Raw genomic sequence first — 12,557 nt, forward strand, 5'->3', positions numbered from 1 at the left:
GCATACTTTATTTTATGATTGTTTTAATCTTATCAAGATAAAAAAACAGAGTCAAATGATTTACTCAATATCACATTACTTTTTATTTTACAGCTATTCGCAACTGTAACAAGTAAAAAATATTTACACTGTTTTTCATTTTTATTCCCCCCCAAAAAAAATAAATCCTCTATCGGACAAGTATACATGCTTTTTAAAAACCTAAAAGCAGTTTTTTTAAATTTTTCTTTTTCACAAGACTTTATTTATTCAAAAAAATTCAATAAACTTAAGCAGGTTGTCGATTCAACCATAGTCAACTAATATTAGTAACAATGAGGATAAAATGACACAAAAAAGATTATTATCAGTTAGTGGCATCATTAACGAACTGAACATAGGTAAAGTTACAACAAAATTTTTACTGAAACGGTTCGGCAAATGGATGCCTTATGACCTCATTGACGGACAGCCTTTTTATCCCATTGAAACGATTAAAAAACTCTTTATGATACAAGAAATGCTGGAAATGGGGATGCTTCCCAGCGATATTGAAAAAAAACTGGTCTCAGCATTTAATTCGGATGACTCTCCCTCCCCTTTTGAAAACCAGCCTCAACAAGAAGATATCCGCTTGAGCATGGACGGATTGACTCTTTTGAAATCCGTTTTCAGTGATATTGGCGAACAACAGAAAAGAATTGCCATAGCCCATGAAAAAAGAGCTGAAGCTGAAGAAAAAAAAGCCGATGCAATGAATAATATTGCCAATGCATTGCAGGAAATAAAAACACTTCTTGAAAACGACCCCGCTATTCAACGGATTATTCATCAGGCAAGCGCTGTCATTACAAGCGATGATCCTGACGACACAGACAAAAAAGCCCCCCCCATTGAAATGGATGATCTGTCATTACTATTGGATGAGGCCGAAGAACAAGATGACCTGTCATTGTTGCTGGATGATACAAAAGAACTCAATGATCAGATGGATGATCTATCAACACTGATTGATGAAGTCGCCTGTCCGGCAAACGAATCTGACCAACTGGATGATTTATCATTACTCCTTGATAAAGTTTCCTCAGAAGAGGATATCAAGACAGATAAGACTTTGGCGCTTGATGATCTGTCCGCCTTAATTGATCAAAACAGCAGTTCAATTAAAACAGAAGCCTCTGTTGAACAACCTGTTGAGCTGGATGATCTTTTAAAACTAATTGATGACCCTCCATACAAATCCCTACCGCCTTCCCAAGACCTGGATGATCTTTCATTATTAATAGAACAAGACCCTGTTTTAAAAAAAGAGACAAATAATACCGTGCAAGATAAAGACTTGAAAATGGATGATTTATCAACACTTCTTGATGATCAGACTAATAATGAACCCCCTTCTTTTGGCAACGAAGAGTCAGAAAATACCCCTGTCATAAAAATTGATATCACACCAGAAGAAAATCTGGAAAGATATAAGGCTGCCGTCATGAAAGTCATAATAGGACTGGAAGCAGACGGTTTAGATGTTGAAGCAGCAACAAACCGACTGAACAAAAATAGAATCAGAACATTGTCCGGAAATCCCAAATGGAATCAAAAAGCAATTTCACAAATCTACAAATTCATCAGATCTGCAAAATAATTTTTTATTATTTTGCACCTGCTTGTCTTGCAAAACCTGTATCAACGAATTTTTCAAGATCAATCAGACTGGTCATGATCTTCATCTCGTCCATCATGTATTTCTGGATTGTATCAAGGTCATCAATAATCGGAAACAGCTCACCTGTCAATATACGATCAGGCGGATCTGTGAGTACTTTTTTGATAACGTCTTTATCCTGGGAAAGAAAATTTCCGCCGATGATAGACGCAGGCTCAGGTTGTGCATCAATAGCAAGACCGGATCTTACAAAACTGTTGCAGATTTCCTGAATAGCTTCAGGATGTTTTTCAATAATTTCATTTCTCATGACAAAAACACAGCAGGGGTGATTGGGCCATAAATCCTTGGAAAGACAAAATTCTTCCCCATGCCCCTTGGCAACAACTTGCGATCCAAAGGGTTCTGCAACAATAAAGCCTCCGATTTCACCCTCTTCGTCCAATTCTATGGCTTCAGGCATCTGAAAGGGTGCAACCACTTCAAGAATAACATCAATGCCTTTTTCAGTTGATCTTCCGGGCTTTAAGCCTTTTTCAGACAAAAGCTTATGAAACAGCATATTATGAACCGAAAGTTGATACGGGATAAGTACTATTTTTCCGGCAAAATCTTCTATCGTTTCAATATGAGCATTTTTACTTTTAACCAGCACACTTCCTGATTTATGGGCAAATAGCAACAATTTCAAATCAACCCCGGCCTTAAACATGTCCATAGCTGTCGGAGCAAGCAAAAAGGCACCATCAAGAGACTTCACAGAAAGCGCATCAGCAACCTCATTCCATCCATTTTTCAGCACAGGTTTAAGCGTACAATGTTCAAACTTTTCCATACCCTTTTTTAATTTAAGGTCTGTTACACCAAGAATAAGATGATCTGTAATTTTAAGATAACCAATCTTTATTTCAGGTTTTTCCGCCATTGTGATACCTCCGGGTTATGTGCTTGGACGAAAATAATCCGCTTTATCATGCTTCACTTAATCTCAAAATCAAAAACAAAGTACTTGACAAACCAGATGCCAATTGTTTGATCGTGCAAAATGTTACATAATTTCTATCTAAAGTAAAGATTTATTTAGCTTAAACGCTTGTTAGCAAAGATTTTCAGAGATTACTTGAAAAACAAAAAAGACATTAATATCCATTACACAATGCTTAACAGATATTTTCCCAAAGCAAGGTCTTCCGGGGTTGTAATTTTAATATTCATCTTAGATCCTTTAACAACAAAAACCTTTTTTCCGAAATGTTCCATCAACGAAGCATCATCTGTACCTGAAAAACAAGTTGCCTCTGCATGCTCAAACGCATCCCATATCAACTCCATTTTAAAAACCTGAGGAGTTTGTGCTTTATACAGATTCTCCCTGTTTAATGTTTTTTCAACAAACAATTCCCCAAAAACCTGTTTTACAGTATCAGTGATTTTAACAGCAGGAATACAGGCACCATATTCAACAGCACTATTGATACACTCTTTAATAATACTTTGATCAACAAAAGGACGAACTCCATCATGAATCAGAACCATGGTTTTTTTTTCATGATTTTTTTTATCTCTAACCTTTTTCAAGCCATTTAAGACGGAATCTTGTCTTTTTTTTCCGCCTCCAACCAAGTGAATTTTTTTTACAAATCCAAAAGGCTCAATAATGTTTTTTTTACAATATGCCATCTCGTCTTGTGGAACAACAAGTACAATCTCATTAAGTTGATCACACCTGTCAAACACCATGATGGTACGGGATAGAATCGGAATTCCCTCCAGACAAAGATACTGTTTTTTTGTCTTTGATCCCATTCGCAAGCCTTTGCCGGCGGCAACAACGATGACAAAACTTTCTAAACTCTGCATATCAGCTCAAATAGGCCAGTTCTTTTGGCAAGGGGATGCCTTTTCCTATGTGATCTTCTCCATAATTCACACCGGCAAGAATCTTCAAATCGTTTAATGCCCTAACATCCCCTTTGAACTGAACGATTTCTATCTCTTCTTTTTTTATCTTCCCTCCGGCCCATTGAATATCCAGAACACTTGCAGCATCAAAACTATCATTATTTACAAGCAGTTTAACTTCACCGCCATAATGCTGAACAATTTTAGCAACCAAAAGGCTTGGCCGACTATGAAACCCACGATCCTTGGGAATTCCGACTTCTATAATCGAAGTCTCCATATTTTCATTCAATATTCTGGATGCCAGGTCTTTTCCTGTGGATAAAAACCTCCAGGCATAAAATAAACAGAAATTAACTGCCCTATCCAGAACAACATCAGGATCAATCAAGTTGGATAAAGATTCACTGACATTCTTATAAACATCCTTAAACCCGATATCATACAGATGCCGTTCGTAAAAATGCAACAAACTGCCTGCGACCTGAAGGATATGAAATACAATGGAAAAATGACTTCTAAGCTGTTCAAGTAACAAGTTTCCTGATGAAGATTTTGTATTGACCACATATGAATCAAACGAAGACTGTATATTATGAATCAACATTTCATATCTTCTGATGATGACCTCATTGAATTGTTCCGGTACAAGATTATTTATTTTTTTTAAATCATACCGCTCATAAAATGCAAATTGATCAAAATCTTTTACAACTTCTAAAAATTCACTGGCAATCCGTGTCAGGTTCTCTCTTTGTTTGTCTTTGGCGTTAAAATCATCAATATTATGGTCCAACTGTTGGACAGATGAAATTCCAGGAAAATAATTCAGGTTATACCCAGTAGCCGGAATATTAATTTTCAAGCGACGGGCTTCTTCTAAAATCACGGGCGCAGCAAGTTTTATGGAATCTTGTAAAATTTTCAGAGTATCAAATGCTTCAAGCTTGAATGTCTCATAACGATTTTCTTGAAAAAAATAAAATTTAAACCGGTTGAGAATATGCCGTTGAGAATAGCAAGCTAATGAAAGATGACGAATAGTTGCCGATAATTCACGATAAAAAACCCATTCTTTATTTTTTTTCGCTCCATGAAAGTCTAAAAAATCTTCAAGAATATGAGAAGTTGTAATCAGCTTTGAGTATAATTTTTTTGTAAAAACATAATCATTATCATCAATTTCTACAACAAACAAAATACATTTCAGATATTCAAAAGAAAAAATATTGGCTTTTTCCCTAAAAGAAATATCGCAAAAATAATTCATGTTCAATAATCCAATACTAAATTAAAAGCTCGGCCTGACCAGTTGATAAGCCGAATTCTGTTACCTGTTCTCGTTACCGTAGAACAGGTCAACGATCATTCATCTGGGATGTACGTTACCGCACACCTCACGCGACCTACCCGAAAACTTGGGCGGACAACCCTCAAGCGTTTCCCTATTTGGCCTTGCACCGGACGGGGTTTACCAAGCTTTTCCAGTCACCTGGAAAACTGGTGCGCTCTTACCGCACCGTTTCACCCTTACCCGGATCAAATTCCATCCGGGCGGTCTACTCTCTGTTGCACTTTCCTTCACGTCACCGCGACTCCACGTTATGGAGCGTCCTGTCCTGTGGTGTTCGGACTTTCCTCCAGGTTTAAAACCCAGCGATCGTTTTGCCTGGTCAGACCGAGCTTTATATATTTATAATTTATGTATTCATATGATATAAAATCCTACTGCATTGCGGACATGAAATCAATGAGTTCCCACGCTGCACTTCAATATATAATTGAGGCGGTACATTCATAAAACACCCCATGCACACTTCGTTTTCCACATTGACTACAGCAAGCCCCCCATTCATTTTTGATATCTTTGCAAACCGGTTCATCAAAGATGGATCAAGACTTTTACCTATTTCTTCCTGTCTGTCAAGATATTCATCAAGCAACTCTCGATCATCTATTGATTTTTTATCAATATCATTTTGTTCAGCATCTATTTGGTCCTTGAGAAGTTTATATTCATTCTCATTTTCCTGAACAATTTTTTCCATTTTTTCTTTTTCATCCAGATGTTCGAGTAATTCAGTTTCCAGAGCGTCTTTGCGTTTTTTGTTATCATCCACTTCTCTTAAAAAAAGCTGATACTCCTTATTGGTCTTCACCATCCTTAATTTTTCATTGCTTTTAACAATACGCTCATCAATGATTTGAATTTCCATTTCAATATCCCGGCAAGCTTTAACAGCACTTGAAAGATTTTCTTTATGATCTTCCAAGGCATTTCCAAACTGTTTTAACCTGATACTTAAATTTTCTTTTTCCTTTTCAACTTTTTCCAGAACAGTTTTCAGCCTGAAAATTTGAGTTTCAGCTTCCTGGAGTTTGACAAGGGTTTCTATATCCGGTTTGGAAATATCATTCATAACAATATCCTTAAACTATAATAAATGGATCTTTCTCTTTTTTGAACTTTTTTATTTGTATATTCAGCCCGGCCATTTGAATAGCATGGTCTAATTTATCGGCAAGCAAATCTACTGCCATATGTTCAGAACCAAAATGCCCCACATCAACCAGTCCTTTTGAATATTCTTCAACACGTCTTGCTTCATGATATTTTATATCTCCGGTGATATAAAGGTCTGCTCCAGATATCAAGAACTCATCAATCAGTGAGCCACCACTGCCTGTACAAACAGCAACAGTTGTTACGGGCATATCCATATTGCCTGTTACACGCAGATGTTTTAAATCAAGTTTTTCTTTTATTTGATGAACAAAATGTTTAAGCATAATCGGAGATTCCAGATATCCAATTCTGCCGATACCTGTCATTTCATCCTTTTGCATAGATGATGACGGATCAACAAGAAAAGCACCGGTTGTCTTGATACCAATCTTTGATGCAAAATAATCATTTAATCCGTCTTGTGCCTTATCAAGATTAGTATGTGCTGATATTATACTGATTTTTTTTCTTGCAGCAATTTCAATCGCTTTGCCCGGCATTCTATTGAAATCAATTGATTTTTCAGGGGAAATCATAAGAGGGTGATGGGTGAGTACAAGGTCTGAATTCCATTTTTCCGCAGCATTCATTAATGGCAGGGACACATCAAGACCGATCATTATTTTTTTTACTTCCCAAATCAAATTTCCCGCCTGAAGCCCTGAATTATCCCAACCTTCAGCAATATCAAAAGGAGCTATGATATTGAGAAATCCCAATATATCCTTTGTTTTAACCATAAACGACCTACTGACAAATAAAAAAAGCGTGGTAGATTACCACGCTTTTTTTTATATCCGGTTGATATTCTTCAGACACATTCATATGCGAACAATATGTCCTTTACAATGTTTTATTACAATCATGCTTTTATTACATCCATAAAATATACCAGTAACATTTCATTGGTGGGCCCACCTGGAATCGAACCAGGGACCGACCGGTTATGAGCCGGTGGCTCTGCCAAACTGAGCTATAGGCCCTTTCATTCGCACAAACTTGGACTATATATACGACTAAGCATTTTATGTCAAGATTTAATTCTCAATAAAGGTCTTAAGTTTTTTACTTCTGGTTGGGTGTCTCAGTTTTCTCAAAGCCTTTGCCTCAATTTGACGAATACGTTCTCTTGTCACGGTAAAATCCTTGCCAACTTCTTCCAGAGTATGATCAGATTTTTCACCAATACCAAACCGCATTCGAAGTACCTTTTCCTCTCGTGGTGTCAAAGTCGCAAGAATTTTCCGGGTCTGCTCTGCAAGGCTGAAATCAATGGCTGCATCCGAAGGAATGGAAAATTTCTTATCTTCTATAAAATCACCCAGATGACTGTCTTCTTCCTCTCCAATGGGAGTCTCAAGAGAAATCGGTTCTTTGGCAATTTTTAATACCCGTCGAACCTTTTCAATGGGGATTTCCATTTTTTCCGCAATTTCTTCCGGCGACGGCTCTTTGCCCATTTCCTGCACAAGGTATCGTGATGTCCGAATAAGTTTATTTATGGTCTCAATCATGTGAACCGGAATCCTGATTGTCCTTGCCTGGTCTGCAATAGCACGGGTAATGGCTTGCCTTATCCACCAGGTGGCATAAGTTGAAAATTTATACCCCCTTCTGTATTCAAATTTATCGACCGCCTTCATCAAACCGATATTACCTTCCTGAATCAAATCAAGGAATTGCAATCCTCTGTTTGTATATTTTTTTGCAATACTGACAACCAGTCTTAAATTTGCTCTCACCAATTCTCTTTTTGAAAAATCGGCATCTCTGCGACCCTTGTCCACACAATCGACAATCTGCTTTAGACTTTTAGAATCACCCTTAACCTCATTTTTCCTCAAAGCAACCTGGGTTAAAATTGAGCATATATCCTGATATAAAATAACAGCTCTATCCTTGGTTATATCAGAATTGGATATGGATGTGGCCCACTGCACAAAGCTTGTTTCATCAGACACCTGATCCAGCATTTTTCGGGTTTTTACATTAAATGTTTTGGCACATTTTTCCAAAAGATCGTCAACTTTATCAAACCATGTAATTGTATTTCTTATACTTTTTTCTATATTATCAATAACATTGGATTCAAACCGCCATTTTTTCAATTCTTCAAATATGATTTCCGTATTGGAGTAAATTTCCTTTGAAACAGTATCGTATTTCTTTGATCTTTTGTTCTCCTGGAGTAAGATATCTCTTTTTTCTTGATTTTCCCTGTGAAGCTCTTTAATTACATTTAAGGAACTTAAAAATTTTTCCTGTTTGGAAACTTCATCTACCACCCCATCCCCTTCATCCACATCTCTTAAAACATGCTTGGGACGCATTGATTTTTTTTCCATTTTTTCACCATACATGAAAATCGTGGACAATGCGATGGGGCAATCCAGCATGGCTCTCAAGACATCACGTTCACCACGCTCAATCTTTTTTGCAATTTCAATCTCTCCCTCGCGACTGAGCAAAGTAACCATCCCCATCTCTTTGAGATACATTTTCACAGGGTCGGTAACAGCACCAAACTCCATATCCGAGCGATCTTTTTTAGCAGAAAACAGGTCTTTATTGGCTTTTTTTCCCCTTTTCTCATCTTTTTCATCATCATCTTTTTCATCATAGTCATCATCATCTTTTTCAGACGTTTTTTTAACTTTATCATTAACAATCTTTCTGGATGATGACTTGACTTTTATTTTTGCAGTGCTTTTTTTTGCGGCCTTTTTTATTGTTTCTTTTTCCGTATCCACAAGCTTGATTCCAAGCTCTTTAAATTGCATTACAATATCTTCAATATGATCCAATGATTTCAAATCATGGGATATTGCATCATTAATTTCGGCAAAAGAGAGAGAACCGGTTTTTTCTCCTTTTTTAATAAGCTTTTGTAATTCTTTCTTAGTCATTATTAAATTCTCTCCAGACTTATTTGTCTTACCTGCCATAAAATGCCTCCCAAAGGCTTAAAGTTATAACCGATTTTGTAATTGCTGAATTTCTGCCTGTTTTTGCTTTAACAAGTCCATCAATTCAGAATCACAGCCCTTTTCCGCACTTATAATTTTACTTGTCAAAGTGTTTTCCTGCTTTTTTCTTACACGAATAATTCGGTTTATTATAAACAGAGCTGTTTGATTGACATCTTGTTCTGAAAACATGTCATTCATAGCATAAGAAGCAATAAGCGATTGATCCTCATCATTTTCCATTTTTGCCATAACATTTGTAATGAAGGCTTTTTTATTCGAATCCACACTTATAATTTTCTTTCCAATGTACTTTAATTTTTCAGAATAAAAATACTCCAACACATCAGTATTTTTAATTTCCTCTATGATTTCGGGATAATTGAGCATCATTGAAATCATTTGTTCTTCTCTTCGATCAGATTCCAGCTTATCTTCATTGTTTTTTTTATTCATCAAAAATGAATCTTTCGTATTCTGTTTCAAATACTGTTCCCTGACTTTTTCCAAAACAGCTTTTTCATCGATATTTAATGTTTCAGCAAGCTCTTTAACATATAAAGATCTCAATGCACTATCCTGAATCAAACTCAAATGCTGTTTCATATCATCTAAAATCCTGATCCGGCCTTCCACGGAAAGCCCATGTGTATCAATGGAAACCTTCAAAAGAAATTGCATAACTGTTTTGGCTTTTAACGCAAGATCATTGAATGCGTCTTGTCCATGCTTTACAATATAAGAATCAGGGTCATTTCCTTCCGGAAGAACAAGCACTCTTGTATCAACACCTTCTTTCATAAAAATTTCAATGCTTCTTTTTGCAGCATTGATGCCGGCTGCATCAGAGTCAAAAACAAGAACCATTTTGGACGCATATCCTTTCAGAATTCTCACATGATCAGAAGTTAATGCAGTACCAAGACTGGCTACCGTATTTTTAATACCGTGTTGATAAAGGGATAAAAAATCAAAATACCCCTCCACAATATAAACAAACCCTTCCTGTCGGCAAAATTGTTTTGCTGCATGCAAGCCATATAGAATACGGCTCTTGATGTAAACAGGTGTTTCAGGGGAATTCATATATTTGGGCATGGCATCATCCATCACCCTGCCCCCGAAACCAGCGACCTGCATATTCACATCAAAAATAGGGAACATGATCCGGTTTCTAAACCGGTCATAATACCCATTATTTTGTTTTCTTTCCAAAACCAAGCCGCATTGGACGGCAACCTTTTTGGGAATTTTCCGTTTTTTTAAAAGATTAACTATCGATTCCCAGTTATCAGGCGAAAACCCAAGTTTGAACTGCTGAATGATATCTTTGGAAATTCCTCTTTTTTCAAGGTATATCCTTGCTTTTTCGCCTTGTTTTGATTGTTTAAGCTCATCAAAATAAAAGCCCATAACAGCTTTGTTTAATCTAAACAGACTCTCTTTAAGGTTGAGTTCATTTCTTGTTACAGGATCAATTTCTTTGGTTTCAATGATAATATTATACTTGCGAGCCAACATTTTTGCAGCTTCTGGAAAAGTGATGCCATGATATTTCATAATAAAAGACAATACATTTCCGCCCGCACTGCAACCAAAACAATGAAAGATCTGTTTACTTGGATTTACAGAAAAAGAGGGAGTTTTTTCAGAATGAAAAGGACATAAACCAAAAAAATTTCTTCCGCTCTTTTTTAAAATAACGGACTCTGAAATAACATCAACAATATCTGAAGTATTTAAAATGTCTGAAATTTTTTCTTCAGGAATATACATCTTTACGACACTGACTCCAAAATTTAACGGTTATGCAAGTAAAATAAGCTAAGTATTTAAAATCACATGTCAATAATTATCTTTACGGATAATTGTTATTTTGAAATCATTTACTTTCACTATATATGTAAAAAAGCTTTTGATCATCTGGTTTGTTTAACAATTTCTATAGCGTTCCCTTGCTGGAAAGGGCACCCAAAATTTTTTCATCAATTCTGGTAGCCATATGCAACGATCGTCCAAACGCCTTAAAAATTGATTCAAGGACATGGTGTTCGTTTACACCATAATAAGAATTAATGTGAAGATTAAAAGCCCCTTGAACGCAAACAGCCTGAAAAAATTCTTTGGCAAGATACGCATCAAATTCACCTTTTGACCTTAGCGTATCCGGGAAATTATAGACAAGATACGGCCTGTTTGACAGGTCTATTGTAACCTTTGACAGGGCTTCATCCATTGGGATACTGGCATCTCCAAACCTGACAATTCGCTGTTTTTTTGCGAGTGCTTTCGAAAGCGCTTGACCAAGAACCAGGCCGACATCCTCAATTGTATGATGAAAATCAACTTCAAGATCTCCTTTGGCATTGATTTCAAGATCAAAAAAACCATGAACGGTAAAAGCGGTAAGCATATGATCAAAAAAAGGAATTCCGGTTAAAACATCAACCTTGCCGGAACCGTCTAAATCAAAACAAATACTAATCTCAGTCTCATTTGTTTTTCGGACAACACTTGCCTTTCGACCCATAAATAACCTTTAAATTGCAGTAACACCAGCAAAAATCAACTCATACACGAGCAAAACTCAACAAAAATGAATCTTTTAATTTACCTAAATCAAAGTTTTTTGTCAAATAATTTTTATTTCGGTAAACTTTCTCTTGCAATGATATTCTTTTTATAAATATACTTTGAATAATGTCAATTTAAGGAACTGGATATCATTCCACCCTGAAGAATAAAACTGAAACAATAAAAAATGAATATCTCAACCAACACATATGATAATTATCAATCCGGTTTCAGCTACCCCTCTGTTCCACACTCAAAAACCTTAAACATTAAACCCCTTGCCGAAAACAACCAGACATTTAATACAGTTTCAAATTCAAATAACAGCACACAAAAAACGATTAACCAAACTTCGGAAACAAATAGCCCCAAACAAGAACACACCGGCCTGAGATCACAAGAAACTGAAGAAACTCAAACAATTGCCAAACCCAAAACAATGAGTGGAGAGGAACAGACATTAACCCGGGCAGAAATCCAACTTGTTGAAGAACTCAAACAAACTGACATCGAGGTAAGACAACATGAAATGGCACACATTGCAGCCGGCGGGAGATATATCACCTCAGGAGCGAATCTCACCTACAAACGTGGGCCGGACGGAAAAGAATATGCTGTTGCAGGTGAAGTCAGCATTGACACGTCTCCTGTACCTGGAAACCCCCAGGCCACAATCCGAAAAATGCGCCAAATCAAAAACGCTGCACTTGCACCTGCAAATCCATCTTCTCAAGACCTGAAAGTGGCATCAAACGCAACATCAACAGCATCCAAAGCCCTTTCAGAGTTAGTGACATTACAGGCAAAAGAACAGGCAATTGCCAATGAAAACAAGGCCTTTGGATCCCCTAAAAAAGCTGCACAGTCATATGAAAAAATAAGCCGCCTGCCTGAAGAAAACAGATCAACCTTCCAAATTGCTGTTTAATCCTCTTCTAAGTGTAATATCAATCCTATGCACTGTAAA

General features: G+C 36.6%; 10 protein-coding genes, 1 tRNA gene and 1 other RNA gene. 2 read left to right on the plus strand and 10 right to left on the minus strand.

Annotated features, from left to right (window positions below):
- Window positions 1-325: 325 nt before the first annotated feature.
- Window positions 326-1,621: a hypothetical protein gene (locus TOL2_RS12610; protein ID WP_014957823.1), complete on the plus strand. Its 1,296-nt coding sequence runs from the start codon at window positions 326-328 to the stop codon at window positions 1,619-1,621.
- A 7-nt stretch (window positions 1,622-1,628) separates the two neighbouring features.
- Here the strand turns inward: TOL2_RS12610 and TOL2_RS12615 are convergent, their stop codons facing one another.
- The 10 genes from TOL2_RS12615 to hisB all read right to left on the minus strand — a co-directional run bounded on the left by TOL2_RS12615 (window position 1,629) and on the right by hisB (window position 11,546).
- Window positions 1,629-2,567: an ABC transporter substrate-binding protein gene (locus tag TOL2_RS12615; protein ID WP_014957824.1), complete on the minus strand. Its 939-nt coding sequence runs from the start codon at window positions 2,565-2,567 to the stop codon at window positions 1,629-1,631.
- A gap of 224 nt (window positions 2,568-2,791) precedes the next feature.
- Window positions 2,792-3,502, minus strand: coding sequence for a 2-C-methyl-D-erythritol 4-phosphate cytidylyltransferase (ispD, locus tag TOL2_RS12620; protein WP_014957825.1), 711 nt, complete (start codon window positions 3,500-3,502; stop codon window positions 2,792-2,794).
- 1 nt (window position 3,503) lies between these two features.
- Complete coding sequence (locus TOL2_RS12625; protein ID WP_014957826.1) at window positions 3,504-4,814, minus strand: HPr family phosphocarrier protein; 1,311 nt, start codon at window positions 4,812-4,814, stop codon at window positions 3,504-3,506.
- A 30-nt stretch (window positions 4,815-4,844) separates the two neighbouring features.
- Window positions 4,845-5,221, minus strand: an RNA gene (gene rnpB, locus TOL2_RS23960) — RNase P RNA component class A.
- Window positions 5,222-5,244: 23 nt separating this feature from the next.
- Window positions 5,245-5,964: a zinc ribbon domain-containing protein gene (locus TOL2_RS12630; RefSeq protein WP_014957827.1), complete on the minus strand. Its 720-nt coding sequence runs from the start codon at window positions 5,962-5,964 to the stop codon at window positions 5,245-5,247.
- A 10-nt stretch (window positions 5,965-5,974) separates the two neighbouring features.
- The gene (locus TOL2_RS12635; RefSeq protein ID WP_014957828.1) at window positions 5,975-6,790 is read right to left on the minus strand and encodes a Nif3-like dinuclear metal center hexameric protein; all 816 of its coding nucleotides are present in this window, start codon (window positions 6,788-6,790) and stop codon (window positions 5,975-5,977) included.
- A gap of 166 nt (window positions 6,791-6,956) precedes the next feature.
- Window positions 6,957-7,033, minus strand: a tRNA-Ile gene (locus tag TOL2_RS12640).
- A 54-nt stretch (window positions 7,034-7,087) separates the two neighbouring features.
- The gene (gene rpoD / locus TOL2_RS12645) at window positions 7,088-8,995 is read right to left on the minus strand and encodes an RNA polymerase sigma factor RpoD (RefSeq protein ID WP_014957829.1); all 1,908 of its coding nucleotides are present in this window, start codon (window positions 8,993-8,995) and stop codon (window positions 7,088-7,090) included.
- A gap of 24 nt (window positions 8,996-9,019) precedes the next feature.
- Window positions 9,020-10,792, minus strand: a complete 1,773-nt coding sequence (dnaG, locus tag TOL2_RS12650) for a DNA primase (protein ID WP_014957830.1) — start codon at window positions 10,790-10,792, stop codon at window positions 9,020-9,022.
- Window positions 10,793-10,958: 166 nt separating this feature from the next.
- Window positions 10,959-11,546 carry an imidazoleglycerol-phosphate dehydratase HisB gene (gene hisB / locus TOL2_RS12655; protein ID WP_014957831.1) on the minus strand — a complete coding sequence of 196 codons (588 nt, stop codon included), beginning with the start codon at window positions 11,544-11,546 and terminating at the stop codon, window positions 10,959-10,961.
- A gap of 231 nt (window positions 11,547-11,777) precedes the next feature.
- On the opposite strand from hisB, the gene TOL2_RS23650 reads away from it, so the two are divergent.
- The gene (locus TOL2_RS23650) at window positions 11,778-12,518 is read left to right on the plus strand and encodes a putative metalloprotease CJM1_0395 family protein (RefSeq protein WP_014957832.1); all 741 of its coding nucleotides are present in this window, start codon (window positions 11,778-11,780) and stop codon (window positions 12,516-12,518) included.
- Window positions 12,519-12,557: the final 39 nt, after the last annotated feature.

Origin of the sequence: Desulfobacula toluolica Tol2 (assembly GCF_000307105.1) — a bacterium.
Classification (GTDB): Bacteria; Desulfobacterota; Desulfobacteria; order Desulfobacterales; family Desulfobacteraceae; genus Desulfobacula; species Desulfobacula toluolica.

Coding starts and splice junctions, on each gene's coding strand:
- dnaG (WP_014957830.1), bottom strand. CDS start 10,792: ATGTATATTCCTGAAGAAAAAATTTCAGACATTTTAAATACTTCAGAT.
- ispD (WP_014957825.1), bottom strand. CDS start 3,502: ATGCAGAGTTTAGAAAGTTTTGTCATCGTTGTTGCCGCCGGCAAAGGC.
- TOL2_RS23650 (WP_014957832.1), top strand. CDS start 11,778: ATGAATATCTCAACCAACACATATGATAATTATCAATCCGGTTTCAGC.
- TOL2_RS12635 (WP_014957828.1), bottom strand. CDS start 6,790: ATGGTTAAAACAAAGGATATATTGGGATTTCTCAATATCATAGCTCCT.
- hisB (WP_014957831.1), bottom strand. CDS start 11,546: ATGGGTCGAAAGGCAAGTGTTGTCCGAAAAACAAATGAGACTGAGATT.
- TOL2_RS12630 (WP_014957827.1), bottom strand. CDS start 5,964: ATGAATGATATTTCCAAACCGGATATAGAAACCCTTGTCAAACTCCAG.
- TOL2_RS12610 (WP_014957823.1), top strand. CDS start 326: ATGACACAAAAAAGATTATTATCAGTTAGTGGCATCATTAACGAACTG.
- TOL2_RS12625 (WP_014957826.1), bottom strand. CDS start 4,814: ATGAATTATTTTTGCGATATTTCTTTTAGGGAAAAAGCCAATATTTTT.
- rpoD (WP_014957829.1), bottom strand. CDS start 8,995: ATGGCAGGTAAGACAAATAAGTCTGGAGAGAATTTAATAATGACTAAG.
- TOL2_RS12615 (WP_014957824.1), bottom strand. CDS start 2,567: ATGGCGGAAAAACCTGAAATAAAGATTGGTTATCTTAAAATTACAGAT.